General features: G+C 69.5%; 23 protein-coding genes and 1 pseudogene. 14 read left to right on the top strand and 10 right to left on the bottom strand.

The genetic code is table 11. From position 1 onward, the window contains the following. Positions 1-273: 273 nt before the first annotated feature. Positions 274-1,308: a beta family protein gene (locus AB0B57_RS31935; RefSeq protein ID WP_357078326.1), complete on the bottom strand. Its 1,035-nt coding sequence runs from the start codon at positions 1,306-1,308 to the stop codon at positions 274-276. A gap of 178 nt (positions 1,309-1,486) precedes the next feature. Further along, on the bottom strand, positions 1,487-2,719 hold the full coding sequence (locus tag AB0B57_RS31940) for an MFS transporter (protein ID WP_357078329.1): 1,233 nt from the start codon (positions 2,717-2,719) through the stop codon (positions 1,487-1,489). Between the two features lie 470 nt (positions 2,720-3,189). Between AB0B57_RS31940 and AB0B57_RS31945 the strand changes: the two genes are divergently transcribed. Continuing rightward, positions 3,190-4,524 carry an amino acid permease gene (locus AB0B57_RS31945; protein ID WP_357078332.1) on the top strand — a complete coding sequence of 445 codons (1,335 nt, stop codon included), beginning with the start codon at positions 3,190-3,192 and terminating at the stop codon, positions 4,522-4,524. Positions 4,525-4,645: 121 nt separating this feature from the next. Here the strand turns inward: AB0B57_RS31945 and AB0B57_RS31950 are convergent, their stop codons facing one another. The 3 genes from AB0B57_RS31950 to AB0B57_RS31960 all read right to left on the bottom strand — a co-directional run bounded on the left by AB0B57_RS31950 (position 4,646) and on the right by AB0B57_RS31960 (position 6,900). Then, positions 4,646-5,467, bottom strand: coding sequence for an alpha/beta hydrolase (locus AB0B57_RS31950; protein WP_357078335.1), 822 nt, complete (start codon positions 5,465-5,467; stop codon positions 4,646-4,648). Between the two features lie 19 nt (positions 5,468-5,486). Further along, a complete protein-coding gene (locus AB0B57_RS31955) occupies positions 5,487-6,056 on the bottom strand; it encodes a DJ-1/PfpI family protein (RefSeq protein ID WP_357078339.1) in 570 nt (189 codons plus the stop codon). A 100-nt stretch (positions 6,057-6,156) separates the two neighbouring features. Then, complete coding sequence (locus AB0B57_RS31960; RefSeq protein WP_357078343.1) at positions 6,157-6,900, bottom strand: GntR family transcriptional regulator; 744 nt, start codon at positions 6,898-6,900, stop codon at positions 6,157-6,159. 269 nt (positions 6,901-7,169) lie between these two features. Between AB0B57_RS31960 and AB0B57_RS31965 the strand changes: the two genes are divergently transcribed. From AB0B57_RS31965 to AB0B57_RS31995, 7 genes are all read left to right on the top strand, one after another. Then, entirely contained in the window at positions 7,170-8,603 is a 1,434-nt protein-coding gene (locus tag AB0B57_RS31965) for an extracellular solute-binding protein (protein ID WP_357078346.1), read from the top strand. Next, positions 8,600-9,547: a sugar ABC transporter permease gene (locus tag AB0B57_RS31970; RefSeq protein ID WP_357078349.1), complete on the top strand. Its 948-nt coding sequence runs from the start codon at positions 8,600-8,602 to the stop codon at positions 9,545-9,547. The genes AB0B57_RS31965 and AB0B57_RS31970 overlap by 4 nt, the downstream gene beginning before the upstream one ends. Then, complete coding sequence (locus AB0B57_RS31975; RefSeq protein WP_357078352.1) at positions 9,547-10,458, top strand: carbohydrate ABC transporter permease; 912 nt, start codon at positions 9,547-9,549, stop codon at positions 10,456-10,458. Before AB0B57_RS31970 ends, AB0B57_RS31975 begins: the two co-directional genes overlap by 1 nt. Next, positions 10,458-11,525, top strand: a complete 1,068-nt coding sequence (locus tag AB0B57_RS31980; RefSeq protein ID WP_357078355.1) for an ATP-binding cassette domain-containing protein — start codon at positions 10,458-10,460, stop codon at positions 11,523-11,525. Before AB0B57_RS31975 ends, AB0B57_RS31980 begins: the two co-directional genes overlap by 1 nt. After that, complete coding sequence (locus AB0B57_RS31985; protein WP_357078359.1) at positions 11,525-12,601, top strand: ABC transporter ATP-binding protein; 1,077 nt, start codon at positions 11,525-11,527, stop codon at positions 12,599-12,601. Before AB0B57_RS31980 ends, AB0B57_RS31985 begins: the two co-directional genes overlap by 1 nt. A gap of 207 nt (positions 12,602-12,808) precedes the next feature. Next, a complete protein-coding gene (locus AB0B57_RS31990; RefSeq protein ID WP_357078362.1) occupies positions 12,809-14,269 on the top strand; it encodes an NAD-dependent succinate-semialdehyde dehydrogenase in 1,461 nt (486 codons plus the stop codon). Between the two features lie 87 nt (positions 14,270-14,356). Further along, a complete protein-coding gene (locus tag AB0B57_RS31995) occupies positions 14,357-15,574 on the top strand; it encodes an iron-containing alcohol dehydrogenase (protein WP_357078364.1) in 1,218 nt (405 codons plus the stop codon). 192 nt (positions 15,575-15,766) lie between these two features. Here AB0B57_RS31995 and AB0B57_RS32000 read toward each other — a convergent pair whose 3' ends face one another. Continuing rightward, positions 15,767-16,687, bottom strand: coding sequence for an alpha/beta hydrolase (locus AB0B57_RS32000; RefSeq protein WP_357078367.1), 921 nt, complete (start codon positions 16,685-16,687; stop codon positions 15,767-15,769). An 80-nt stretch (positions 16,688-16,767) separates the two neighbouring features. Here AB0B57_RS32000 and AB0B57_RS32005 point away from each other — a divergent pair, with 80 nt between their 5' ends. Then, positions 16,768-17,334: a TetR/AcrR family transcriptional regulator gene (locus tag AB0B57_RS32005; RefSeq protein WP_357078370.1), complete on the top strand. Its 567-nt coding sequence runs from the start codon at positions 16,768-16,770 to the stop codon at positions 17,332-17,334. 30 nt (positions 17,335-17,364) lie between these two features. Here AB0B57_RS32005 and AB0B57_RS32010 read toward each other — a convergent pair whose 3' ends face one another. Continuing rightward, positions 17,365-18,294, bottom strand: a complete 930-nt coding sequence (locus tag AB0B57_RS32010; RefSeq protein WP_357078400.1) for a HAMP domain-containing sensor histidine kinase — start codon at positions 18,292-18,294, stop codon at positions 17,365-17,367. Further along, a pseudogene (locus AB0B57_RS32015) lies at positions 18,271-18,918 on the bottom strand (response regulator transcription factor); the annotation flags it as partial. The gene AB0B57_RS32010 and the pseudogene AB0B57_RS32015, both read right to left, overlap by 24 nt. Before the next feature lie 118 nt (positions 18,919-19,036). Between AB0B57_RS32015 and AB0B57_RS32020 the strand changes: the two are divergent. Continuing rightward, positions 19,037-20,284 (top strand): serine hydrolase domain-containing protein, encoded by a 1,248-nt coding sequence (locus AB0B57_RS32020; protein ID WP_357078373.1) that lies wholly within the window; start codon positions 19,037-19,039, stop codon positions 20,282-20,284. A gap of 108 nt (positions 20,285-20,392) precedes the next feature. Next, a complete protein-coding gene (locus tag AB0B57_RS32025) occupies positions 20,393-21,055 on the top strand; it encodes a VanZ family protein (protein WP_357078376.1) in 663 nt (220 codons plus the stop codon). A 1,080-nt stretch (positions 21,056-22,135) separates the two neighbouring features. Here AB0B57_RS32025 and AB0B57_RS32030 read toward each other — a convergent pair. Together AB0B57_RS32030 and AB0B57_RS32035 are read right to left on the bottom strand one after the other, a co-directional pair. Continuing rightward, positions 22,136-23,254 (bottom strand): alcohol dehydrogenase catalytic domain-containing protein, encoded by a 1,119-nt coding sequence (locus AB0B57_RS32030; RefSeq protein ID WP_357078379.1) that lies wholly within the window; start codon positions 23,252-23,254, stop codon positions 22,136-22,138. 339 nt (positions 23,255-23,593) lie between these two features. Continuing rightward, positions 23,594-24,436: an aldo/keto reductase gene (locus AB0B57_RS32035; RefSeq protein WP_357078381.1), complete on the bottom strand. Its 843-nt coding sequence runs from the start codon at positions 24,434-24,436 to the stop codon at positions 23,594-23,596. A gap of 233 nt (positions 24,437-24,669) precedes the next feature. Here AB0B57_RS32035 and AB0B57_RS32040 point away from each other — a divergent pair, with 233 nt between their 5' ends. The 3 genes from AB0B57_RS32040 to AB0B57_RS32050 all read left to right on the top strand — a co-directional run bounded on the left by AB0B57_RS32040 (position 24,670) and on the right by AB0B57_RS32050 (position 26,700). Further along, on the top strand, positions 24,670-25,248 hold the full coding sequence (locus tag AB0B57_RS32040; RefSeq protein ID WP_357078384.1) for a type 1 glutamine amidotransferase domain-containing protein: 579 nt from the start codon (positions 24,670-24,672) through the stop codon (positions 25,246-25,248). Positions 25,249-25,613: 365 nt separating this feature from the next. Then, positions 25,614-26,243 carry a TMEM175 family protein gene (locus tag AB0B57_RS32045; RefSeq protein WP_357078387.1) on the top strand — a complete coding sequence of 210 codons (630 nt, stop codon included), beginning with the start codon at positions 25,614-25,616 and terminating at the stop codon, positions 26,241-26,243. A 73-nt stretch (positions 26,244-26,316) separates the two neighbouring features. After that, positions 26,317-26,700 carry a DUF2267 domain-containing protein gene (locus tag AB0B57_RS32050; protein ID WP_357078390.1) on the top strand — a complete coding sequence of 128 codons (384 nt, stop codon included), beginning with the start codon at positions 26,317-26,319 and terminating at the stop codon, positions 26,698-26,700. The last annotated feature ends 17 nt before the right edge of the window (positions 26,701-26,717 follow it).

Below are 26,717 nucleotides of genomic sequence, written 5' to 3' on the forward strand. Positions count from 1 at the left end.
TTTCTTGCACCTCGGCGAGGTCCGCGGACGCCCGGCCCCGGCGCGCTGGCGACCGGCCAACAACGCGATCAGCTCCTCGGTGCCGGAGGCATGAGCGGTGGTGCTGCATTCGCCAGAATTCGGCGTTGGCTGTCGGCACCTTGGTCGTCCTGGAACCCAGCGAGGACGCGGCCAACCTCAAGGTGGACCAGTCCCCCGGGCTGAGGTGATCATCGCCGCCACCACCCTTCCGTCTGCGACCACGCCGGAAGGTGCACCGTTGTTGGTGCGAGATCAGAATTTGGAGCGCAGGTCGCTGTATCCGGATCTGCCGAGTTGATCCATGACCTGCGCGAGGTGGTGCGAGGTTGTCCAGGCGCGCCAGTTCGCGGCGTTACCGGGCCCACCGACGCCATCGGCCCGCGTGGCGATCTCACGATCTCCCCAGGAAAAGCCTCGTCCTTGTGTAGGCCAATGGTCGGAGGTAACCAGTTCCTTGCACAGGTCGTACATCGGGTGCCTGTCGATCGCGCCTCGGGGCCAACGGTAGATCCACCACACCTCGTCATCGCTGTAGCGGAGACTGGGCATAGGCCGCCAAGTCGCTCCGCCCATCCCGGGATGGGCGATGCTGTAGTCCGCGTACTGGATGCCGAGGTCCTGCACACGTTGCCACAGCCGTAGGTCCCAGCGCCGCAGGGCTGTTGGTGTGTAGACCGGGAGTTGGGAGATGCTCTGCGGCATCGCACCTGCCGCGACCGTGACCGAACGCCAGGGGTAGCGCTGAGCCCAGGACACGCATTTGCGGACGACCGGTTCGACCCTGGTCAGGTCGCGTTCGGATCGCACCTCGAAAACATCAAGGACCACGTGGCAATGCTCGATGTTCAGACCGATCTCGTTCCTAAGGCGTTCCAACGCCTCTTCGGCTTCCCCGTCGTCGGGGTCGCGGGTGTCACTGCCCAGCCGGAGAATCATCTGGCCGTTATGGAGGTCGGCCGCGTGTCGCACGTCCGCCAACCGTGCCGCGGTGTCGTACAGGTGGAGGACTGGCAGCATCGGGATCCCCCAGGCGGCGAGGTCTTCGGCGATGTCGCGCAATGGCCGACGCGCGCCGCCGGTTGGGTCGGTGAGATGCCGAACATCAACGGCGATCGTCAGATCGGCCGGCGCTGACTCGCGCACCTGGTTGGTGAATCGGTAGGCGTCCCTGATAGAGCCGTTGCCGCTCGGGACCACCTCAAAGATAGGCAACATGTGCCACACCAAAGCGGCGGGCAGTTGCGCGATCGCCCTGAACTCGCCTTCCCTGCCTTTGAGGATGGGCATGTACGTGACCATGAGTCCGCCCTTGCCAGTTTCATCCTGGGTCAGTCACCTCCATCCATGGTCAACGATAGGTAGCAGGTTGACAACTCATCGTGACAAGTTGGCGGGCAGGCGGCGTGCTCGCGCGGGTGAGGTGATCGGATCACGGCATCACGTTTACGCGCTCCGATCTCGGGCATCAACCGACCGTCAGGTCGCGCATACCCTCGGGCCGGGTCGGCACGCGTGATGCCGAAGCGACGTCCCGATCCGCGCGACGCCAGAGGGCAATGGGCAGGGCGGCGAACAGGACGCTCGCAATCCCGAGCAGGCTGATGGCCGCACCGACGCCGAGCAGATCGGCGACCAGCCCGGCGAGGGCCGCGCCGAGTCCGTGCGCGGTGAGGTTCGTGGACGCCGCCAGGCCCAGCCCCCGGGCGCGCTGGCTGGCGGGGAGCAGTTCCGCGAACGCGGACACCGAGATGACGATGAGCACCGCCCACGCCGCACCGCTGAGACCGAAGACCAGCATGATCAGGTACGGGTCGTCCAGCGCGATGACGGCCAGCAGTGGCAGGCCGGGCGCCACGCACGCCATGGGGAACGCCCGCGGGTCATGTGCCACGACGGCGTACCTGGCGAAGAGGCCCAGGGCCACCACGGCGAACAGTCCGGCCGAGGCCATGAACAGGCCGACCCACCGCGGGCTGAGGCCCACCTCGGCCGCGAGCGCCACGGCCAGCGCCTCCGGGGCGATGAGGAACAGCGCCGAGAAGGTCATCAGGAAGATCGCGCGACGGGCCGGCGACCGCCAGATGAGGCCGAGCGTCGAGGTGATCGTCGTCGGCTCACCCGCTGTCGCGGCGGCCGGCCGACGCCTGACGAACAGCAGGATGACGATCGCCGACACGGCGAACGTGAGGCCGTCGACGACCAGGCAGATGGCCGGCGTGAAGGCAGTCGACAGGAAACCGCCGGAGGCGAACCCGGCCAGCGTCGCCCCCTGGTTCACCGACTGCCGCACGGCCATCCCGGCGCCGTACCGCTCGGGCGGCAGGATGTCGCGCAACAGCGCGAGGCGGGCGGCCTGGTAGGGGCCGCTCAGCAACGCCGACGTCGCCACCAGGCCGCACAGCAGCGGCAGCGGAGCACCGGGAATCGCCATGGCGAGGACGACCGCCGCCCGGATCCCGTCGATGACCACCAGAACCTCGCGGCGAGGCCGGCGGTCGGCCGTCGACGAGAGCAGGACGCCGCCCACCACGGTGGGCAGGTAGGTGAGCCCGTAGGTGAGCCCGCTGAGCCCGGCCGACCCGGTTCGTCCGAAGACCAGCAGGGCCAGTGCCACCCGGGCGAGCTGGTCACCGAGCACCGACAGCAGCTCGGTCACCGTGACGGCACGGAACTCCCGGTCCCGCAGCAGCGGCTTCATGGTGGCGTCCTTCCGGTCCCGACCCGACACCCCGGACGCTTCCATCGACCACTGCAGATTCACTGACGGCCAGGCGGGTGTCGCGTTCAGTGCCTGTCAAGTCGCCGACGGTTGACTCCGACTCAGTCGACGACGTCGAGGAGGTGGCCATGAAGAAGAAGTTCACGCCGTACTGGTGACCCGGAATGCAGCCGAGCCGGCCGGCGGAGTCTCCCTCCCGGAGACGCCGCCGACCGCGCTGCGGGCGGTCGAACGGGGGTTGACGACGACCGCGTTACCTTCGCACTCGTCCGGCGGGGCAAGGCTCGGGCGATGCGGGCTATCCTCGACGGCACCGATCCCGCCTGACGTCCTGCGTTATTTCCTTCGTTGTTCGGCCCCGACCAGCTTGTTTGCATGGTGGCATGGTCATGTCACCTTCTGTTGTCACGTCATCGCTCCATCGCGGCCTCACGTCGGGCCAGATCGGGATGCTCACGATCGGCGGGGTCATCGGCACCGGGCTGTTCCTCGGCTCCGGCCTCGCCGTCTCCATGGCCGGACCGACCGTGCTGCTCACCTTCGTCGTCGGTGGGCTTCTCGCGATCGCCCTCACCTACGCCGCCACCGAGATGGCGGTCGCCCATCCCGACCTGCACGGGTTCGGCGCGCTCGCCCACCGCTACCTCGGCCCCCTCGCCGGGTTCACCCAACGCTGGCTGTACTGGGGTGTGGTCGCGATCGGCGCCGGCACCGAGACCGTCGCGGTGGGAATCTACGTTCGGTACTGGTGGCCGCAGGTGCCGCTGTGGATACCGGTCACGCTCGCCGCCGCGGCGGTCATCACGGTCAACGTGTTCCCGGTGCGGGCCTTCGGCACGGTCGAGTACTGGTTCTCGTCCATCAAGGTCGCCGCGATCGTGGTGTTTCTCGTCCTCGGCGCTGTGCTCCTCACCGTCGGGCTGCCCGACCGGCCGGCGACCGGCCTGTCGGCGGTCACCGACGCGCCGTCCTATCTGCCGCACGGACTCACCGGCCTCGTGGTCGCGCTGATCGTGGCGACCTTCAGCTTCGGCGGCACCGAGGCACTGGCGCTGACCGCCGCCGAATCGGCCGACCCGGGGCGCGACCTACCGCGCGCCGCGCGCGGGACGATTCTGCGCGTATGCCTGTACTACCTGCTCAGCATGGTGGTCATCGTATCGGTGTCGCAAGCCGTCGGCCGAGCGCCGGACGGCGCGCTGACCACGAGCCCGTTCGTGCTGGTCTTCGAGTGGACCGGGCTGCCGGCCGCCGCCGCGGTGATGAACTTCGTGGTGCTCACCGCCGCGCTGTCGGCCCTCAACACGGCCTTCTACGTGTCGACGCGCACGCTGCACTCGCTCGCGGTCGACGGCCAGGCGCCGGCCTGGGCAAGACGCGTCAACCGTCACGGCGTGCCGGTGAACGCGGTCGCCGCGTCGGCCATCGGGCTTCCCCTGGCGGTGACGATGTCCCTCGTCTCGCCCGACGACGCGTTCGCGAAGCTGCTCGGCATCGCGTTGTTCGGCGTCGCCACGACCTGGGTGCTCATCTTCGCGACCCACGTGGCCTTCCGCCGCCGCCCACGCACCGCCGGCGACGAGGCGCACCGGTCGCCGCTGTCGCTGCCCGGCGGTTGGCACACCAGTGCCGCGGCGGCGGTCGCGATGGCGCTGGTGGTCGTGAGCATGCTGTTCGTCGGGACGTTTCGGGTCGCGTGGACGGTCGGCGCGCCGACCGTGGCGGTGATCGTGGTGACGTACGCGTTGACCCGGACGGTACGACGCCCACGCCCGCGACGGTGACCTGCGACGACATCGCCCTCTCCGGTCCGCAGCCGCGCCGCTTACCGGAGAGGGCGATGTCGTCGATCCAGTGGGCGTACTCGCCCGGCGTCGTGCCGCTCTGGGGAAGCTGCCGGTGTGTCTAGTGACCCCGGTCCCGGCCGAGGAAGCACGACAGCAGTTGCCTGAACTCGTGCGGGTGCTCGATCGCCGGCACGTGCCCACATCGGCCGAACACGTGCAGACGGACATCGGCCAGGTGGTCGAGCAGGGGCTGGGCTGCCGTCCCGAGCGGGGTGACCCGGTCCTCGGCGCCGTGGACGAGCAGCACTGGCGCGCGTACCGCTGCCAGCGTCTGCGCCGAGAGGGTGAGATCGTCGACCCAACGTGCCCTGGGCGGAGGGAACAACGACGCGTACGCCGCCTCCCCCGCTCGCATCGCGGCCGCACGGGCATCGACTGCCGAATCGGTCACGAGCGCCTGGTCGAGGACGAGGCGACTCAGCATGTCTCGTGCCCCGAGCGGGCCGGCGGGGGCGGCCCAGAGCGCGTCGAGATCGGCGGACAGCGGTGCCCCGGGGGCGCCCATCGTCGAGACCGCCACGACACGGGTGACCTGCTGAGGGCGCGCGGCCGCCAGCGCCAGCGCCACGGCGCCGCCCATGGAGTGGCCCACCACGGCGTAGTGCTCGACGCCGAGAGCATCCATCAGGCCCGCGGCCTGCTCAGTCCACAGCCGCAGCCCACCCCTGGAGCCCGCCGGGACAGGTGTACGGCCGAACCCCGCCTGGTCAGGAGCCACCAGGTGCCAGGACGTGCCCAGTGCCTGCGCTGTCGTTGCCCAGGCACCGGACCCGGTCGTGCCGGGTCCGGAGCCGTGCAGCATCAGCACCGCGGGCCCGGCGCCGCCCTCGAGGACGTGGACAGGGGAGCCGTCGACCGTGACGGTCCGAAGTGCTGTCACCGGGGCAGGCCGGAAGCGCTCATGCCGATGCGGAGTTGACGGACTTCGCGAAGAGCTCCATCATCGCCCTGCCGAACTGCGGCATGTCGGGCCATCCCCGGCAGGAGACGAGGTTGCCGTCCACGACGTCGGGAGCGTCGATGACCGTCGCGCCCGCGTTCTCCATGTCACCGGTGATCGGCGGGAAGCAGGCCGTCTTTCGACCCTTGAGCAGGCCGTACACCGCGGGCACCTGCGCGCCGTGGCAGACCAGCGCGATGGGGAGGTTGCGCGCGAAGAAGTGCTCGGTGATGCGCCTGACGTCGGCGTCGACCCGGATCCACTCGGGAGCACGGCCCCCGGGGATGATGAGGGCGTCGTAGCGCTCGACGTCGACCTCGGCCCACGGCACGTCGACCGGCAGCTTCCGGCCGTTCTTCTCCACGTAGGCGTCGGAGTTGGGGTCGAACTCGTGGATGACCAGTTGCACGTCACGCAACGTCCGTGACGAGACGTCGACGTCCCAGCCGCCCTCCTGCACGCGATAGTAGGGATACATGGTGTCGAGCTCCTCGGCGGCGTCGCCGGTCAGGAGCAGTGCTCTGGGCACCTGCTTCTCCTCGCGTCCGGTGGTGGTGAGGGTGAGGTGAATCCAATCCGATCCGATCCGATCCGATCGATTGATAGCATTCCTCGGCCCAGCCCGCCCGTCAAGCCTCTACCGCCATTGCGTCCGCGTCCTTGACCTCGTCGAACAATCGTCGGAAACGCTCGCCGGATCGCAGGATGTGCCGACGCATCGCGTAGGCGGCGGCGTCGGGGTCACGCGCGGCGATCGCGGCCACCACCTCCTCGTGCTCGGCCATGGCCAGGTGGGTGACCTGGATGTCGTGGTGCAACCGGAAGAGGTGCACGTGACTGTGCAGGCGGGCGAGCGCTTCGCGGATGACCTGGTTCTCCGCGCTCAGGGCGACGAGATCGTGAAAGGCGGCGTCGCGTAGCCCGAAGGCGCCGTAGGCCGTGGGTCCGTTGCCCCCCTCCAGCTCCGCCATCTCCTCCAGCATTCGTCGCAGACCGGCCACCTGCGCGGAGGATGCGCGTTCGGCGGACCTCCGCGCCGCCGCCGGCTCAAGGAGCAGGCGAACCTCGAGCATGTCCTCGAATCGGTGCCGGGTGATTTGAGGGGGAATGCGGTAGCCGGCGTGGGGCACACGCACGACCAGGCCCTCGGCCTCCATCCGGTTCAGGGCGTCTCGGATGGGTGTCTGCGACACCCCCAGCTCGCGGGCCAGGACGTCGATCGTGACGCGCGAGCCAGGCTCGATCCGTAGCGACATCAGCTGTCCGAGCAGCGTGTCGTACACCTCGTCGGCAAGCCGGCCGCCAGCTCTTCCCGGCGGCGTTCCGCCCGGCACGGCCCTACGGCCCCGCGCGCTCATCGCTTCCTCGACCATCGTGACGTGAGGTCCTTTCTTGCGCCTTCGGGAACCTGTTGACATCAGTCACAACGCTGCGGGATGCTGACGCCCCCACGGGATCGTATAGGAAAAGTGCGGGATGCTCGCCATCCTGCACCATCGCGGAACCACCCCGCCAGCGCTCCACCTCGATCACCCGGAACTCCCCCGCGACAGCCCGGCAACACGCCTGAACAACCCAGCACCTGCTCGGCGAAGCACATAGCGAGGCTCTAGAAGTCCCCACTCAGAAAGCAGGCGAGAAGATGCGGCATCCGAAGCGCATAGGACGAATATCCGCTCCCGGGCGGAAGGTGCGGCTGGCGACGGCGGCCCTGCTGCTGGTGGCCACGACCGTGACGGCCTGCGGCGACGGCAAGGACGACGGTACGAAGGCGAGCGCCCCCAAGGCACCGGCGACCATCCCGGAACTCACCAAGGACCCGCTGACCCTCAGCTTCATCTGGTTCGACTGGCCGCCCGCCAAGGCACTGGAAGCCTTCGCGAACGCGGAGTACAAGAAGGAGCGGCCGAACGCGACCATCAAGGTCAACACCGTGCCGAACGCGAACTGGCACGATGCGATGTTCACCCAGTTCGCCGCGCGCAAGACCGACTTCGACATCGCGATCCTGGACTCGCAACACATCGGCGAGGCCGTGACGAACGGCAACATCCTCGACCTCACCGACTTCGTCAAGAAGAACATCGACGTCACGGCCTACAACCCGTACCTCCTGGCGGCCTACGGCCAGTACCCCCAGGCGGAGACCGGCAAGCGCGACGAGAACGCCAGCCTGTACGGACTGCCGCTGCTCGGCGACACCTGGACGATGATCTACCGCAAGGACCTGATCGGCGACAAGCCGCCGCAGACCTGGGACCAGATGATCTCCGCCGCCGAGAAGTGCCAGACGGAGAACCCCGGCGTCAGCGGACTGGCCTTCCACCAGGCCAACGGCTCCGACGCAGCAGCCGTCACCTACAACACGGTCAACGGCGTCTACGGCGGCAACCTCTGGGACCCCAAGGCGCGCAAGATCGAGGGCATCCTCAACGACACCGCGGGCCAGGAGGCGATGGACGTCCTGGTCAACAAGATGAAGCCGCTGACGGCCAAGGGCTCCGGCAACTGGTTCATCGACGAGGTGAACGCGGCGGTCGCCCAGGGCAAGGCCTGCATCGCGTTCAACTGGATCGCCGCGAGCGGCGGCCTGCTCGATCCGAAGGAGTCGACGCTCGGCACCACGCGGGAGCAGATTCTCGACAAGCTGGGCTTTGCCACCCTGCCGACCCAGAAGACGAACCTGGTCCCGCTCGGCGGTATGGGGATGCACGTGTCGGCCTACTCCTCCGCGGCGAACCAGGCCGAGGCCCTGAACTTCATGGAGTGGTTCGAGCGGGCCGACATCCAGAAGAAGTGGGCCGCGGCCGGTGGCGTGCCATCGCGTACGGACGCCCTGGAGTCGCCCGAGTTCCTCAACGCCGGGCCGTTCAACCAGGTGTACACCGACTCGGTGCCGCGGATGCGGGACATGTGGAACGTCCCCGAGTACGCGCGTCTCGTCAACATCGAGAACACCAACGTGAACGCGGCTCTCAATGGCGCGAAGAAGCCGAAGGAAGCGCTCGACGACATCGCCAAGGAGCAGCAGGGCGTGCTCGACACCGGCAACCGCAAGGGTGGCGGCGGACTGTGAGTGACTCCGTCCCTCTGACGACCGACCCCGGGCAGGTGGCGTCCGCGACGCCACCTGCACCGGGGCGGTCCCGCCGGCTGAGCGACCGCGGGCTCGCCGTGGCCTTCATCTCCCCCGCGCTGCTGCTGCTGCTCGCGATGTCGGTGTTCCCGTTACTGTGGGCGTTGTACCTGTCGTTCACCGACTACTCGGCCACCCGCGGCGGGCCGGCCAACTTCGTCTGGTTCGGGAACTACACCGCCATCCTGACGTCGGCGCAGGTCCACACGAGGGCCCTGACGACGTTGATCTACGTGGTCGGCGCGGTCGGCCTGCAGACCGTGCTCGGTTTCGGCATCGCCTACCTGATCTCCCGGCGCACGCACGGGCGAGGAGTGCTGACCACGCTGTTCCTGGTTCCGATGATGCTGTCGCCGGTCGTGGTCGGGCTGTTCTGGCGGTTCATGCTCGACGCGCAGTTCGGCGTGGTCAACAGCATGCTCGGCTCGCTCGGGGTGGGGCAGGTGGAGTGGCTCACCCGGCAGCGAACGGCGCTGATCTCCCTGATCGTGGTCGACACCTGGCAGTGGACGCCGTTCATCATGCTCATCGCACTCGCGGGTCTCACCGCGGTTCCCAAGTACCTGTACGAGGCCGCCTCGATCGACCGGGCGTCCGAGTGGTTCCGGTTCCGCACCATCACTCTTCCGCTGGTGTGGCCGCTGCTCCTCATCGCCGTGTTGTTCCGGGCCATCGAGGCCTTCCGGCTGTTCGACCTCGTCTACATCCTCACCAACGGAGGCCCGGGCGTCTCCACCGAGACGTTGTCGTTCCACATCTACAAGGTCGCGTTCCTCGGCTTCAACACCGGCACCGCCTCGGCGTACGGGATCCTCATGGTCCTCGTCGTCATCGTCCTCACGCAGCTCTACCTGCGCTACCTGAACAAGCTCAAGGAGGGCTGATGGCCGTCTCCGTCGACGAGGCCGTGGCCACAGGTCCGGCCCGGGATCACACGCCCCCGACGCGACGCCTGGGCGGCCGGGGCCGCTCGGTGTTGGAGATCGCGTTGCTGACCGTGCTGGCCGTCGTGATGCTCTTTCCGGTGCTGTGGATGATCGAGACGTCCATCAAGGAGAACCGGGACGTCTACGCCATCCCGGCCAAGTTCTTCGACTTCAGGGTCACCCTGGAGCACTACAAGGACGTGTTCGTCGCCCCCGGCGGCGGTCGCTCGGCCTTGTCCGTGGCGTTCCTCAACTCCGTCGTGGTCGCCGGGGTCTCCACGCTGCTGGCCACCCTGCTGGGAGTCCCGGCGGCCTGGGCCTACTCGCGCTTCGCGGTGAAGGCGAAGAAGGACCAACTCTTCTTCATCCTGTCCACCCGCTTCATGCCGCCCGTGGTGGTCGTGGTCCCGATCTTCCTCATGTACCGCCAGGTCGGGCTCATCGACAGCAAGCTCGGCCTGATCCTCATCTACGCCGCGTTCAACGTCCCGTTCACGATCTGGATGATGAAGGGGTTCGTCGACGAGGTGCCCGCCGAGTACGAGGATGCCGCCATGCTCGACGGCTACACCCGCTTGCAGGCGTTCCGGCTATTCACCCTTCCCCTGCTCGTGCCCGGCATCGCCGCGACGGCGGTCTTCGCCCTTATCTTCTCCTGGAACGAGTTCGTGTTCGCCACCTTCCTCACCTCCAGCGACGACGTCCGGACGGCCCCACCCGCCATCGCCGGCCTGATCGGCGGCACCACCACGGACTGGGGTCTGGTGGCCGCCGCCTCGGTGGTGTTCGCCCTGCCGGTGCTCGTCTTCGCCTACCTGGTTCGCAAGCACCTCATCGCCGGTGTGACGCTCGGGGCGGTGCGACGCTGATGGCGGGCATCGAGGTGACCGCGCTGCACAAGCGCTACCCGGACGGGACGGTCGCGGTCGAGCATGTGGACCTGTCCATCGGTGACGGCGAGCTGTTCGTCATGCTCGGCCCCTCGGGTTGCGGCAAGACGACCACGCTGCGGGCCATCGCCGGCCTGGAGAGGCAGACGACTGGCGACATCCGCATCGGCGACACGCTTGTCAACGACCTGCCGCCCGCCGAGCGGGACATCGCCATGGTGTTCCAGTTCTACGCTCTCTACCCGCACCTGAAGACCCGCGACAACCTGGCGTTCCCCCTGCGCGCAGAGGGGCTGCCCAAGGCGGAGGTGCACAAGCGGGTCGAGGAGGCCGCCCGGCTGATGCGGCTTGGTCCACTCCTGGACCGGCGACCGCGCCAGCTGTCCGGCGGGGAGCAGCAGCGCGTCGCGCTCGCTCGTGCCCTGGTGCGACGACCGCGCGCATTCCTCATGGACGAACCTCTCACCAATCTGGACGCGGAGCTGAGGGCGGACATGCGCACGGAGATCAAGCACCTGCAGGGGGAGCTGGGGGCGACGATGGTCTACGTCACCCACGACCAGGTCGAGGCGATGTCGCTCGGCCACCGGATCGCCATCCTCAACAAGGGCCGCGTCGAGCAGATCGGCACGCCACTGGAGGTCTACGACCGTCCGGCGAGCCTCTTCTGCGCCGCGTTCATCGGCTCCCCGCCGATGAACCTCATCGAGGTGGAGGTGGCCGACGGGGAGCTGCGCGGTCAGGGCGGCCTGGTCCTCACGCCACCGCCCGGCCTGCCCCGCGACCGTCGCCTGGTCGCGGGCGTCCGGCCGGAGGCGCTGGAGGTCACCGCACCGGGGGCGGAACGGTCGGTCCCGGCCCGCGTGGTCTCGGCGGAGTGGCTGGGCGACGAGATCATCTACGTGGTCGACCACAGCGGCCAGCGGGAGGTACGGGTTCGGATGCCACCGACCGTCCGTTTCGCCGCCGACGCGAAGGTCGGGCTGCGGCACACCGGTGGGACCCCGGCGGTCTACGACGTGCGCACGGAAGAGCTGGTGGCCTGATGGGAACCGTGGCAGTACAGGGGCTGTGCAAGTCCTTCGGTAAGGTCCAGGCCCTGGACGGGGTGACGCTGGACGTGCCGGACGGCTCGTTCTTCGTCGTGCTCGGGCCCTCCGGGGCAGGCAAGACGACGACCCTGCGAGCGATCGCCGGGCTGGACAAGCTCGACGCCGGGTCGGTGCATCTGGACGGCAGGGACGCGACAGGTGACACCCCGGCCGCACGCGACCTGGCCATGGTCTTCCAGAGCTACGCCCTCTATCCGCGACGCACGGTGTACGAGAACATCGCCTCGCCGCTGCGGGCACGCCGCTGTTCGTCGAGTGAGATCGCCGCCGCCGTCGAGCAGATGTCGAACCTGCTGCACATCGAACGTCTGCTGCAGCGTCGTCCCGCGCAGTTGTCGGGTGGTGAGATGCAGCGGGTCGCCCTGGCCCGGGCGCTGGTGCGTCGACCGCGCGCGTTTCTCATGGACGAGCCGCTGACGAACCTCGACCTCAAGCTCCGCGTCGAGATGCGTACCGAGCTCACCCGCATCCACCGCAGCCTCGGGGCGACCTTCGTCTACGTGACGAACGACCAGGTCGAGGCCCTGTCCATGGCCGACCAGGTCGCGGTCCTCAAGGAGGGGAAGGTGCAACAGGTCGGAACGCCGACCGAGGTGTACGAGCGTCCCGCCAACAAGTGGGTCGCCGGATTCGTCGGAAGCCCGCCGATCAGCCTGCTCGCCTGCCACGCCAAGGGAGATCGTCTGGTCGGTGCGCAGGGCTGGACCCTGCCGCGGCCCCGCTGGACCACGGCCGAGGACGGTCGTGCGCTTCTGCTGGGCGTGCGCGCGGAGGACCTGTCCGTCGAGCAGCGTGGGGACGCGTCGTTGTCAGGGGAGCTCTACGGGCTTGAGCCGCTCGGTGACCGCACGGTGGTCGACGTCCTCGTGGGGACGGAGATCCTCAAGGTCAAGGCACGACCCACAGTCACCGGTACGCCCGGCGAACGGCTGCACGTCACAGTCGACCTGGACCGTGCGCACCTGTTCGACGCGGGCACCGGGCTGTCGCTGTCCGAGGCTGGGCGCTAGGGCCTGTGTCAAAGCCCCTGGCCGGCCTGCGGCGGGCCCGGCGACATGCGCCAGCACGTGGCGGTCGAGCCTCGACGGACCGTCACCGGTGCGCACGACCTGACGACGCGGGGACGGCTGTGCTCCGACAAGGCGATCGGCGGCGCGGGGCGTCGCGATCGCTGAGGCACGCCGGACAGCACCAAGAAGATCACAGGAGGCGACGCAGTGAGTGACCCGATGAACGTCCTGCCCCCCGAGTACCGGCGGCTCCGGATCGGCGACGCCTGGCGCGACGCCGCGAGCGGAGCCACCTTTGCCGTCGAGGACCCGGCCACCGGCAAGACCATCGCCGAGGTGGCGGACGCCGGCGTCGTGGACGGCCTCGCCGCTCTGGACGTGGCGAGCAGGGCAATGGCGGAGTGGGCGGCGACACCGCCACGGAAACGGTCGGAGTTGTTGACCGCGACGTACCGGGCACTGACCGAGCGGTCCGAGGACGTCGCCCGGCTGATAACGCTCGAGATGGGCAAGCCGCTCGCCGAGGCTCGGGGCGAGGTGGCCTACGGCGCCGAGTTCTTCCGGTGGTTCGCCGAGGAGGCGGTACGCGTCGAGGGGCGCTACAGCACCGCTCCCACGGGTGGATATCGCATCCTCACCGTGCCGAAGCCGGTCGGACCGTGTGTCTTCGTGACGCCCTGGAACTTCCCGTTGGCCATGGGTGCCCGCAAGATCGCTCCTGCGCTGGCGGCGGGCTGCACGACGATCACCAAGCCAGCGGGCCAGACACCACTGACCATGCTGTTGCTGGCCCGCATCATGGAGGAGGTCGGCGTTCCCCCGGGCGTCGTCAACGTGGTGACCACCAAGCGTTCCGGTGAGGTGGTCTCCGCGCTGCTGGCCGACCGGCGGACCCGCAAGCTCTCGTTCACCGGGTCGACCGAGGTCGGGCGCGTGCTGCTGCGCCAGGCCGCCGACAACGTGCTGCGTACCTCCATGGAGCTGGGCGGCAACGCGGCCCTGATCGTGTGTGCGGACGCCGACCTGGACGTCGCGGTCGACGGTGCCATGGTGGCCAAGATGCGCAACATCGGGGAGTCCTGCATCGCGGCCAACCGGATCTACGTCGAGGAGCCGGTGCGCGAGGAGTTCACGGCGCGCTTCGCCGAGCGGATGGGCGCGCTCTCGGTGGGCCATGGTCTCGACGACGGCGTGCACGTCGGGGCGTTGATCGACGAGGCCTCGGTCGCCAAAATCGACGAGCTGGTCGCCGACGCGGTCGAGCGCGGCGCCCGGGTCCTGGTGGGCGGCGAGCGACCGGACGGGCCGGGCCACTTCTACCCGCCCACGGTCCTCGTCGACGTGCCCGACGACGCGCGGATGCTGGCGGCGGAGATCTTCGGCCCGGTGGCGCCGATCATCTCGTTCACGTCCGACGAGGAGGTGCTGGCGAAGGCCAACGACACCGAGTTCGGCCTGGTCGGCTACGTCTTCACCCGTGACCTGCAGCGCGCGCTGCGGTTCGCCGAGGGGCTGGACACCGGGATGGTCGGCATCAACCGTGGTCTGATCTCGGACCCGTCGGCTCCGTTCGGCGGCGTGAAGCAGTCCGGGATCGGCAAGGAGGGGTCGCACGAGGGCATCCTCGAATACCTCGACCTCACCTACGCGGCGATCGACCTACCGTGACCGGCCTGCTGCTCCGGGCGCCCGCCGAGGATCACCGCGCCCCGTGCGCCCCGCACATCGCCGCCGACGTTCCGGAGAGGCACCGACATGCTTGAGACCGTCCGCGGACCACGCCAACTGATCGTGGGCGAAGGGGTCGCGCAGAACATCCCGCGAGTGGTGGCCGAGAGTGGCTCGCGCGTCCTCATCGTGACCGACCAGGTTCTCTTGGGACAGCCGGGCGTGGCCGAGATCGTGGCCGCCGTGCGGGAGAAGGTCCAGGCCGTCGAGGTGTTCTCCGACGCGACGCCGGACGTGCCACTCGCCGATGTCACCCTGGCCGTCTCGGCAGCCGCCGAGGTGGACGCCGACGTGATCCTCGCCATCGGGGGTGGCACGGTGATCGACCTGGCCAAAATCGTCGGTGTCATCCGACGCCACGGTGGGACACCGCGCGACTTCTACGGCGAGTCGAAGGTGCCGGGGCCGACGATGCCTCTCGTCGCGGTCCCGACGACGTCCGGCACCGGCTCCGAGCTCACCCCCGTCTCGGTGTTGACCGACCCGGACCGCGAGCTGAAGGTGGGGGTCTCCAGCGTCCACATCGTGCCCGACTTCGCCATCGTCGACCCCGAACTCACCTACAGTTGCCCGGCGACCGTCACCGCCCACTCCGGCATCGACGCGTTCTGTCACGCGGTGGAGAGCTACACCGCGCGACCGCGGGCCCACGGACCACGCGACCCGGTGGAGCAGGTGTTCCTCGGCCGCAACCCGATCACCGACCACTACGCGCTCCTGGCCGCGGAGCGGATCGCCCGTAGCCTGCGTCGGGCGGTCCGGGACGGCGGCGACACGGACGCGCGCGCGGACATGTCCTACGGGTCCATGCTCGCCGGGCTCGCGTTCTCCCACGCGGGCAACGCGGCCCCGCACGCTCTCCAGTACCCCATCGGCGCGGCCACGCACACGCCGCACGGCCTGGGCGTCGGGCTGCTCCTGCCCTACGCGCTGGACGCGGCCAGGGATGCCATCGCCGACCGGTTGGCCGTCCTCGCCGGGGTGTGCGGGCTCGACGTGGCCGACGCCTCGCACGCCGAGGCCGCGGACACGTTCCTCACCTGGCTCGACGGGCTCCTTGCCGACATCGGCATCCCTCCCACCCTGGCGGACATCGGCGTGGCACGCGCCGACCTCCCGCGCTTCGCGGAGATGGCCAGTGGCGTCACCCGCCTGATCCAGAACCATCCGGGCCCGACCGACACCGACAGCCTGACCGCGATCCTCGAAGCGGCCTGGGCCGGGGACCGGACCCGAAAGTCCTGACGTCGAGCAGGACTGACCGGACCGGCCGCGGTGGGTGCCCGCTCACCGCGGCCGACCCAGGGCTCGATCGACCATGTGAAGGCCGTGGTGTTGCGGACGGCCCATCCGGCGAAGGTGCGGGCCGGCCGGCCGAGGATCCGTTCGACGTGTGGGCTCACCTGTTGCTCGCCGATTTTCGGCGTACCCAGAATGTCAGCGGTGCGGCACGGCTGCTACCGGTTTGCCACCGAGGAAGTCCTTTAGGATCTCGGTGAACCGCGCCGGCTGCTCCTCGGCCGCGTAATGGCCGCAGCCGTCGATGACCATCCCGGTGACGTCGTCGGCCGCCAGCCGCATCGTCTCGGCGACCGCCGCGCCGGTGTACCGCGCGCCGCCGACAGCGAGCACCGGCAGCGTCAGCCGGGTCTTCTTGCGCTGCTCGTTCTGCGCGATCGTCTCGTCCAGCGCCCGGTAGTACGCGAAGCTCGCCCGCAGCCCGCGAGGATCCGCGACGATCGCATCGACGTAGACGTCGACGGCGTACGTGGGGATCGCGTCCGGGCTGGCGGCCTTATTGGCGAACTGGTAGCCGAAGAAGAGCCGCTCTCTCCCCCGGACCAGCTCCTCGTTGAGGTCGGTGAGGCGGTTGAAGCCGAAGTGCCAGAGCCGCTGGTTGACCGCGGCCGGGCTGAAGACCGACGGGGTAGGTGTGAGACCGGGGATGATGGCGTCGACGACGGCGAGCCGGCCCACCCGCTCGGGGTGATCGGCAGCGAGGGCGTATCCGGTCCACATGCCGATGTCGTGGCCGACCACGTCGAACCGGTCGTGCCCGAGCGCGGCCATCAGCGCGACCAGATCGGCGGCGAGGGTGCCGGCGTCGTAACCGTCGTCGGGCTTGTCGGAGAGCCCGGCCCCGCGCGAGTCGACGGCGACGACGGTGTGCTCGCGGGCGAGGGCGGGCATCACTTCCCGCCAGGCGTACCAGGTCTGCGGCCACCCTCCGACCAGCAGCAGCGGCGGGCCGTCCCCGCCGGTGACGGCGTGCAGCCGCAGCCCGTTTGCCTCCACGAGGCGGCTGGTGAAGACGTCGGTGAACCCGTCGGGCAGCCGTAGCGAACTCAGGTTTGTCATGCCGGTGACCATACGCATCTTGGAACGATCAGTACAAGACCCTTGGAACGATCGGTACAAGATGTGTAGACTCACGAACCATGGCGGGCCGCAAGCAGTTCGACGTGGACGAGGCGCTACGACGCGCGATGCACGTCTTCTGGCGCTGGGGATATTCGGAAGCGTCGATCGACCGCCTGACCGAGGGCACGGGTCTGGGCCGGGGCTCGCTCTACGGCACCTTCGGCGACAAGAGCACCCTCTTCCGCAAGAGCCTGCAACGGTACGCGCAGACCTACCACCCGCTGTACGAACAGGCGCTGTCCGGCCCCCACCCGAGCCCGAGCGCCGTTGTGGCCGCCTACCTGCAGGTCACCCTGAACCGCATCGCCGACCCAACGGTCCCGGACGGCTGCCTGCTCACGGTGTCGGCAACGCAGTTCCCGGCCCTCGACGCGGAGAGCCAGGTGGCGGTCCGCGCCATGATCGACGGTGTGCGGGCGATGCTGCGGCAGGCGTTGCTGGCGGCCGGGGCCGGTGAGCAGGAGGCGGCCGAGTTGGCGTTGTGCACACTGGCAACGAACAAATCCCTGGCGGTGCTGAGCCGCACCGGCTTCTCGGGCGAAGACCTGGCAACCGTCGCCGCAGCCGCCGCCCGTCACCCCTAGGGTCCGTCGCGGACATGCCGCGCCGAGGCCTCATCCGGAAGGACGCGCCTCCAGAGCCGGCGGCAGGTGTACGGCGATGTCCAGCCCGCCGGTCGGCCGTGCGGCGCTGGAGATCTCTCCACCGTGCGCGGTAACGACCGCCCGGACGATGGACAGGCCGAGCCCGGCCCCGCGGGTGCCGTTGCCGGTGCCCCGGACGAACGGCTCGAACAACCGCCGCTCCTCCTCCGGCGTGACCAGCGGGCCGGTGTTGACCACCCGCAGGAACGCGAGCCCGTTCGCGATGCCGGAGGTCACCGTGACGTCTCCGCCGGCGTGGTTGTAGCGCAGCGCGTTCTCCAGCAGGTTGCCGACCATCCGTTCCAGCAGCACCGGCTCGCCGCTGGCCGGCGCCGGCCGCAGGTCGGTACGGAGGGTGACGGCACCGTGCGCCGCCCGGTCGGCGGCGCCGGCAACTGTCGCGGCGACGTCGGCCAGGTCCACTGGCGTTCGGCGGGGCGGGCCGGCCTGGCTGCGGGCCAGGACCAGGAGTCCGTCGAGGGTGCGTTGGCTGGTCTCGACGGCGGTGGCGATGTCGCCGGCCATCGCGACGAGTTCGGCGCGGTCGGGTTCGCCGTCGAGGGTGACGTCGATGGCGGTGCGCATGGTGGTGAGCGGGGTGCGGAGCTCGTGCGCGGCGTTGGCCACGAACAGGCGTTGGCTGTCGAGGACCCGGTCGCGTTCGGTGATGCCGTGCTGGATGCGGTCCAGCATGCCGTTGATGGTGGCGGCCAGCGTGGCGAGTTCGTCGGCGGGTCGGTGGACCGGTATCCGTTCGGACAGTTTCTCCACGGACAGCCGGTTCGCCGTGCCGGACATCGTCCGGATCGGCCGCAGTATCCGCCCGGCCACCAGCCAGCCGGTCACCCCGGCCAGCGCGGTCACCACCAGCAGCGCCAGCGCGTACCCGGCACCGGTCACGGTCTCGATGAGCTGTGGATCACCGAGCTTGCGCCGCAGGGTGCTGACGGTGATCCGCACGGCGTTGGTGAACGGGTCGGCGTGCTCGTCCCACACCTTGTCCAGCAGCGTCTCCGCGCTCACCACGGCACCGTCGGCGGCGAGCAGCCGTTCCAGCACCCCGAACTCCTTCGGGGTCAGCGACAGCAGTCGGCCAGCCCGGTCGACGGTGCGCCGGGACGGATCGAGTTCGACATCCCGCGCGCGCAGCACCGGAGGGCGGGCCGGCGTGCTGCGCCGGGCCAGCGCACGCACCCGGGCGACCAACTCGGCGAACGCGAACGGCTTGGCCAGGTAGTCGTCGGCGCCCAGGGCCAGCCCGTCCACCCGGTCGGACACGGCACCGGACGCGGTGAGCATCAGCACCCGGGCTGCGCCGCGCTGTGCCAACAGCCGGCACACGGTGTCACCGTGCACGACCGGAAGGTCCCGGTCCAGGACCACCACGTCGTACGGGATGATGTCGCACTTGTCCAGCGCGTGCTGACCGTCGTGTGCCACGTCCACGGCGCAGCCATGCTTGGTCAGCCCGGCCGCGACGTACGTGGCCAGGGGTTGTTCGTCCTCGACCAGCAGCACCCGCATCCGCCCAGTATCCCCAGCAGCGCATATGGGTGGTGTATGGGTCGGCGATCGGTTGCCGATGCGCGGTCGTCGGTAGACCTGCAACGGTCCGTGTGTCGATCGGGAAAGGACCGTGCTCATGGAATCGACTTCGGTAGGTGGGATCGACCGGCGGCGGCTGGTCGGCTGGGGCGGTTTGGCCGCCGTCGGCGCGGTGGCCGGAGTACCGCTGGTGGGCGCCGGGGTCGGCCACGCGGCCCCGGCCGCGACCGGCCCGTCCGGGCACGACCGGATCCCGCCGGACGCCCTGCCCGGCGGGGCCTACGACCGGTACGTGGCGCAACTGGCCGCGGAGGGCAGGTTCTCCGGCGTGGTGCTGCTGTCGCACCGGGGTCGGACGGTGCTGTCCCGCAGTTACGGCATGGCCGACAGGGAGAAGGGGATCCGTAACCACGAGGGGATCGCGTTCAGCCTCAGCTCGGCGGGCAAGCCGTTCCACGCGGTGGCCATGTTGCAGCTCGCGCAGCAGGGCAAGGTGCAGCTGACGGACCCGGTGGGCAGGTACCTGACGGGCTTCACCAAGGACATCGCCGAGCAGGTGACCATTCACCACATGCTGGCCGGCAACTCCGGGATGAACACCCCGGCCGAGGACACGGATCGCGTCTTCCAGAGCCGGGACGAGGTGCGCGAGTACTGCGAGCAGTGGGCCCGGCAGTCGAAGCTGGTGGCCCCCGTCGGCACTCCCACCGACCACGCCGGCGCCGAGGTCGCCATCCCCGCGCTGATCATCGAGGCCGTGACCGGCAGGACGTACTGGGACTACGTCCAGGAGAACATCTTCCGGCGCTGCGGCATGACCGGCACGGCGTTCTCCACCAGGCCCCAGTGGCTCACCGACCGGCACCTCGCGCACCCGTACATGATGTTGGCCGACGGCAGCCGGGTCGACGCCGTCCGCAACCTGGACAAGAGCAGCCCGTACCTGGCCGGCAAGAACCCGGGCCGGGCCTTCATCGACGCCCCCGGGGACGGCGGCTTCGCCACCGCGCCGGATCTGGTCCGGTTCGCGCACGCGCTGGGCGACGGCACTGTGCTGAACCGGCCCTGGGCCGACCTGCTCACCGCGGCCAAGATCCCGCATGGTCCGGCGTCGTTCGGGTCTTACACGATTCCGGTCCGCATCGTCAACGGCCAGTGGATGTTCGCGCGTGCCGGCGGCAACCCCGGTGTCGGCGCCAGTTGGAGCATCTACCCGTACACCGGCTGGGTCGGCGTCATCCTCAGCAACAGCGACGGCGCGCCGCTGCAGGAGATGAGCCAGCGGGAGATGCGGGCCGTCACCGGGGGTTCGCCCGACGGCGGCGGGCCGGGTGGGGGCGGCTGACGCGACTCTCCGAACATTTTCGTGGGTGGTTCAGGCCCGGGCCAGGAGCGGTTGGCTGGGCCAACCGCCAAGCAGGGGCCCGGGTGTACGGACGGAAGCGGGGTTGGCATGCGCATGGACTGGCACGACTGGATCGGCACCTTCACCGGCGTGGTCCACACCACGGTGGCCGCACTGCCCCTGGCCGCGCTGGCGGTGTCGGTTCTGGCACGCCGTCGCATCGCCACCGGCGCCACGCCCGCGCGCGCGTGGCGGATGTCGCTGGCCGAGGTCGGCATCGTCTACGGGACGGTGCCGTGGGTATGGATGATCCTGTTGCCGGGCACCCGGGCCGGGACGAGCCTGGTGCCACTGCGGGACCTGCTCACGATCCTCACCGACCGAGGGCCGGTGGCGCTGACGGGCCAGGTCGTCGGCAACCTGATCGTCTTCGCGGCACTGGGATTCTTCGCCCCGCTGCGGTTCGCGGCGCTGGCGTCGGTGCCGCGGATGGTGGCGCTCGCGGCGGGCTGCTCGGTCCTGGTCGAGACCGCGCAGTACGTCCTGCGGCTGGATCGGGTGTCGTCGGTGGACGACGTACTGCTCAACGCCGCCGGCGCCGGGCTGGCCGCGCTGGCGTCGCGTCGCTGGTGGCGCGCCACGGCCCGGGACCAAGCGCGGCAACTGGCTAGCAGAAACCACGCGAGAGGGCTGACCCACGTCGGCATGCCCGAGGTCCCGACGACGGCCAGCCGGGCGTCGGACGAGCGCCATCGACCAGCTTCCGACTAACCGTGTGCCTTCCTCCGAATCCGCCGCAGCCGTCGGGGTGGTCTCTTAGGCTGCGTTCACCGCCGGCGGCCGGGCCCGCCCAAAGGTGAGGAGCACCGATGACCCACAGCGAACGCCATCGCCCGGAGATCGTCGTCGGGCTGGTGGCAACCCCGCCGGACCACCCCGCCCGGGTGGCCGCACCGCTCAGGGCCGAGCTGGCCGGTGGGCTCGCCGAGCGGGTTGACGCAGACGTACGGTGGATCGTCCGGGAAGGCTGGGGCGACATGGCGCCGCGCCGCGACCACGGCGTTGAGGCACTGCTCGACGACCTTGCCCAGCGGCGCGCCGACGACCAGTGGGACGTCGCGATCTGTCTGACCGACCTGCCGCTGCATGCCGAGCGGGTGCCACTGGTCGCGCAGACCTCCGCTCGGCGTCGAGTCGCGGTGGTGTCCCTGCCCGCGCTGGGGCTGCGCCAGCTGCGAGCGGCCCGTGCGGCCGTCCCGGACCTGGTGAACAGGCTGCTGACCGATGCTTCCGACAAGCGGGTGCCTCCGACCGACCAAGCACCGGCCGAGATGGCACGCCGGATGCCCGCCGTTCACCGAGTGGTCGGCGAGGCCGACGCCGGTGAGCGGCGCTACGTCGCCTCGGGGCTGGTCGGACGGATGCGCCTGGTGACCGGGATGGTCCGCGCCAACCGCCCGGGGCGCGCCCTGCTGGGCCTGTCCAAGCTGCTGGTCGGCGCATTCGGCACGGCCGCGTTCGCGCTCACCACGGACACCATCTGGCAGATGGGCGATGCCCTCGGCGGACTCCGGCTCACCGTGATCATGCTGCTCGGCCTGGCCGCGTTGGTGACCTGGCTGATCGTCGCGCACGACCTCTGGGAAAAGCCAGGCCGCCGGACACCGACCGAGCTGGCACGGCTGTTCAACCTGGGTACGATCCTCACCCTCACGCTGGCCACGGCGGTGTCCTACGTGGTGCTGTTCGTGGGAACGGCGCTCGTCGGCGCGCTGCTGATCGACACCTCCGTGCTGGAACAAACCCTGCAGCGACCTGTCGACTGGACCGACTATCTGACGCTCGCCTGGATCACCAGCTCGCTGGCCACCGTCGGCGGCGCGATCGGCTCCGGGCTGGAGAACGAGGAGACGGTCCGGGCCGCCGCGTACGGCTACCACCCGCAACCGGATGGCTGGCGGGACGAGCAAGGCGGGCAGTCCCACCGCGGCAGGTAGGCGGTACCCGTCCGAGCGGAAACTTGTCCACCAGGCCGGCGAAGACGCCCAGCACGAACACGCTGCCGCCCTTGCGACAGTTGTAGATCGCCTCGCGGGCAGCGATCGGGCGGTCGGACTCGATGCGCAGCTGCTGCTTGACCTGGTCGTACCAGAATTGCGGACCGCTGCTGTGCGATTCCATACCGACTGCCTCGATGCACACGTCCGGGCCTCGACCGCCACTGCGTTCCAGCAACTCGCCGCTGACGTCCTGCTGCTCGTAGTTCAGCGTTTCGACGCCGAGGTGCGTCTGGGCCATCTGGAGCCGGTTGTCGAGTCGGTCGATCACGATCACCCGGTCGGCACCGAGCAGCACGGACGCCCGGGCCGCCATCTGTCCTACCGCACCGGCGCCCCAGACCGCCACGACATCACCCGGTTTGACCCCGGCGAGGTCGGCGCCCATCCAGCCGGTCGGCGCGGCGTCGGAGGCGAACAGCGCACGCTCGTCGCTCACCCCGTCCGGGACGGTGAAGGCACCCTGGTCGGCGTAGGGGACGCGGATGTACTCCGCGTGGCTGCCGGCGAAGCCCCCGAGTGCGTGCGAATAGCCGTAGCAGCCGCCCGGTGCGGCACCCCAGACGTTCTCGGTGATCATCGGGTTCGTGTTGCCGTTGTCGCACAACGAGAACTGTTGTTGCTGGCAGTACCAGCACTTGCCGCAGGAGACGAACGAACAGACGAGGACCCGGTCGCCGACCTTGTGCTTGCGTACCTGCGGACCGACCTCGACGATGTCGCCGAGGAACTCGTGCCCGAGGACATCGCCGCGTTCCATGAACGGGATGTACCCGCCGAGCAGGTGCAGGTCCGAACCACAGGTCACCGTCCGACGGACCCGGACAATGGCGTCCTGCTCGTTGCGGATCCGCGGGTCCGGGACCTGCCGGACCGCGAGCTCGTTTGCTCCCTCCCAAACCAGCGCCTTCACAGTCGTCCCTCCCGCCGACCCGTCGAGCGGCGGCGGCAACCGGGAGCCGGGCACCGTCGCACAGCCGTACCGCGATCTCTGTCCCCCGGCCGCCGGGGGCAGGCCGGACCTGGACCTCGACGGCGTCGCCAAGCCCCGCCAGCGGCTCGGGGAGTTGTCCACCGGGAGCGACGTCACCGGCTGGTCGATTCACCGTCGCCACCTGCCACCGCGGCCCGTGATCGTTGCTCTGGGCAGTCCCACCGAGCAATCGCCGGACGACCATTCCGCCGCCCACCACGACCGCTCCGCCGATCAACCACCTCATGTCCGCCCCCGTCCTGGCACAGGAGCGAGTACCTACAACATCTCGAGCGGTTGCGGGCCGGCCGGCGGCGGGAACGCCGTGTCGAGTGCCGCCACGTCCTCCTCGGTCAGCTGCACGTCGTGCGCTTCGGCGTTCTCCCGGGTGTGTTCGGGCCTGGACGATCGGGGGATGGCCGCGATCATCTCCTGACGCAGCAGCCAGGCCAGCGCGACCTGAGCGGGCGCGGCCTCGTGCCGGGCGGCGACCTCCGCGACCTGGGGATGGCCGAGCAGTCGACCCTGCTCGATCGGCGAGTACGCCATCACCGGGATGCGGTGCTGGCGTAGCCACGGCAGAAGGTCGTACTCGGGACCGCGGCGGGTGAGGTTGTACAGGATCTGATTGGTCGCGCAGGCGTCACCGCCCGCATCCAGGAGGTCCGTCATGTCGGAAAGATCGAAATTGCTCACGCCCCACTGCCCGATGTCACCGGCGTCGACGAGTTCGGTGAACGCCTCGATCGTCTCCGCGAGCGGATGCGCGCCGCGCCAGTGCAGCAGGTAGAGGTCGATGTGGTCGACGCCCAGTCGTTGCAGGCTGCGGCGGCAGGCCTGTCCGGTTCCCCGTCGGCTGGCGTTCGACGGAAGCACCTTGTCGACCAGAAAGACGTCGGGTCGCCGTCCGATGATCGCCTCGCCAACGAGTTCCTCGGAAGCGCCGTCACCGTACATCTCGGCGGTGTCGATCAGGGTCATGCCCAGGTCGAGCCCGGCACGCAAGGCGGCCAGTTCGTCCTGCCGCCTTGCCGGGCGCTCGCCCAGATACCACGTTCCCTGGCCGAGCACGGGCATGGTCTGGCCGGTCGGCAACTCGATCGCATCGGCGGGCAGCGTCATGTCAGCCTCTCCGGGTAGCAGTAAGTGGCCTGGGTTACCCGCCGCGACAGGCAGCACACGCGGGCAGCGCGGCCCTCTGCCCGAAGGCAGGCGCTGTGCAGCGGGCACGCGCCCGGGATTGTCCACCCCCGATCGGGCTTCGCCGCCAGTTTGCCGGTTCCCGCACCGGGAAGGCGACGGCGCACCAGCGATGCACCGCCGACGGGGCGGCGCCGCAGAGGGAGGCCGCAGAAATGGCGCAGAGCCAGCCACTGAGCGGCAAGCGGGTCGCTTGCCTAGCCGCCGACGGAGTGGAGGACGTGGAGTACACCCAGTCCCGCGCCGCCGCAGAGCAGGCGGGAGCCGAGGTTCACCTGATCTCGTTGCAATCCGGCGAGATCCAGTCGATGAACCAGGACATCAACCCTGCCAACCGCTATCGGGTGGATCGGACCGTGAACGACGTCAACGCGGCCGACTACGACGGCCTGTTGCTGCCGGGCGGGACGGTCAACCCCGACCGGCTCCGGATGAATCCGCAGGCGATGAACTTCGTCCAGGCGTTCTTCCAACAACACAAACCGGTGGCGGCGATCTGCCACGGCCCCTGGTCGTTGGTCGAGACCGGCATGGTCAACGGTCGGACCCTCACCTCGTTCCCCAGCCTGCGCACAGACATCCGCAACGCCGGCGGGAGTTGGGTGGACCAACAGGTGCAGGTCGACAACGGTCTCATCACCAGCCGCAGCCCCAGCGACCTTCCGGCCTTCTGCGCCAAGATGGTCCAGGAGTTCGCCCAGGGCGAAGGCGTCCCCCAGATGGCGACGGCCTGACCGATGGGGCTCAGGGTCCGGAGGATCAGGCCGGGTCCTGAGCCCGTGGCGGCGCGGGACGGCGGGCTGAGTCGCGGGACAGCGCCTGCCTCGCCCCGTCCGGCCTGCCCCGTCCGGCCTGCCCCGTCCGGCCTGCCGGCCCCGCGCGGCCCGGCGACGGTCGGCGGTCCCCGCGTCCTTTGCTCTGCACCCGCGGAGGCACCAGCTACAGACCGTGAGTGTCGCCTCCGCGGGTGCAGAGCAAAGGACGCGCACAAGGCGGGGCGGGGAATGCCCATCTGTTTGCCGTAAACGACTCTGGGTAGCCGAGATCGGTGAGCGGGCCAGACACAGACCTAGGCACCCGATCGGACACCAGCCGTGCCGTGGCGTTCAGCGACGCGATCTTCGCCATCATCATCACGCTGCTCGTCCTGGACCTCGGGATACCGGACGTCCCGCCGGGCCGCCTTCTGTCCGGCTTGCTCAGTCAGTGGCCGTCGTACGTCGCGTATCTCGCGTCCTACTCATACGTGGCCGTCGTCTGGCTCAACCACAAGGCGGCGTTCAACCGTATTCAGCAGGTCGATCGCGGCCTGCACTGGGTGAACTTGTTCGTGCTGTTCAGCACGGCGCTGCTGCCGTTTCCGACCATCGTCGTGTCGCACGCGCTGCAGGAGCACAACACCGCGGACCAGCGTGTGGCCGTCGCCTTCTACGCGCTGATCGGCGCGTTCCTGTGCGCGACGTGGCTGGCGTTCTACCACTACCTGGCCCGGAATCCCGATCTGCTGAAAGAACAGGTCAGGGACGGCTTCTTTCGCGTCGAGCGCGTCCGGGCCCTCACCGGGGTCGTCCTGTACCTCCTCGCGGGACTGGTCGGCTACCTGGTGGCCCCCTTGATCGGCCTGGCCATCTTCCCCCTCCTGCCCGTCTTCTACGCCATCACCAGCGCCGGCCTGTACCAGTTGCGGATCACCCGACGTATCACCCACCGCCCTCCGCCACCACGCTGAGGGCGGGCGAACCGCCGTTTCACCCCGGCGAGGGCGGGTACCCGCCGCAATCCGGTTCGAGAGGGGCTTCGAGGTGAACTACAGCGAGTTCATTCAGTCTGTGGCAGCACGACCCAAGGTCCCGCCGGGGCAGGCGGAGCCGATCACCCGCGCCACACTCGAGACGATGGCAAAACGGATCACTGGTGGCCAGGCGAGGGACCTCGCCTCCCAGCTCCCCGAGGAGCTACGAGGCCTGGTGTTCAGACCCACCGAAGATCCGGAACGGTTCGGCCTTACCGAATTCCTGGCACGGGTGCAGTCCCGGGCAGGGGTGGATCTCCAGGTGGCCACCGACGGAGCGCGGGCCGTATTGGATACCCTCCGTGATTCCGTCAGCGCAAAGACATCCCAGGTGCTTGGTTGTCAAGCGGCAGCTTCGTTGAGGTGGTGGGACCAGGCGGTGGTCTCGTTGTAGGAGGTGCCGGTTTTGAG

The organism is Micromonospora sp. NPDC049101, assembly GCF_040648675.1.
Lineage (GTDB): Bacteria > Actinomycetota > Actinomycetes > Mycobacteriales > Micromonosporaceae > Micromonospora.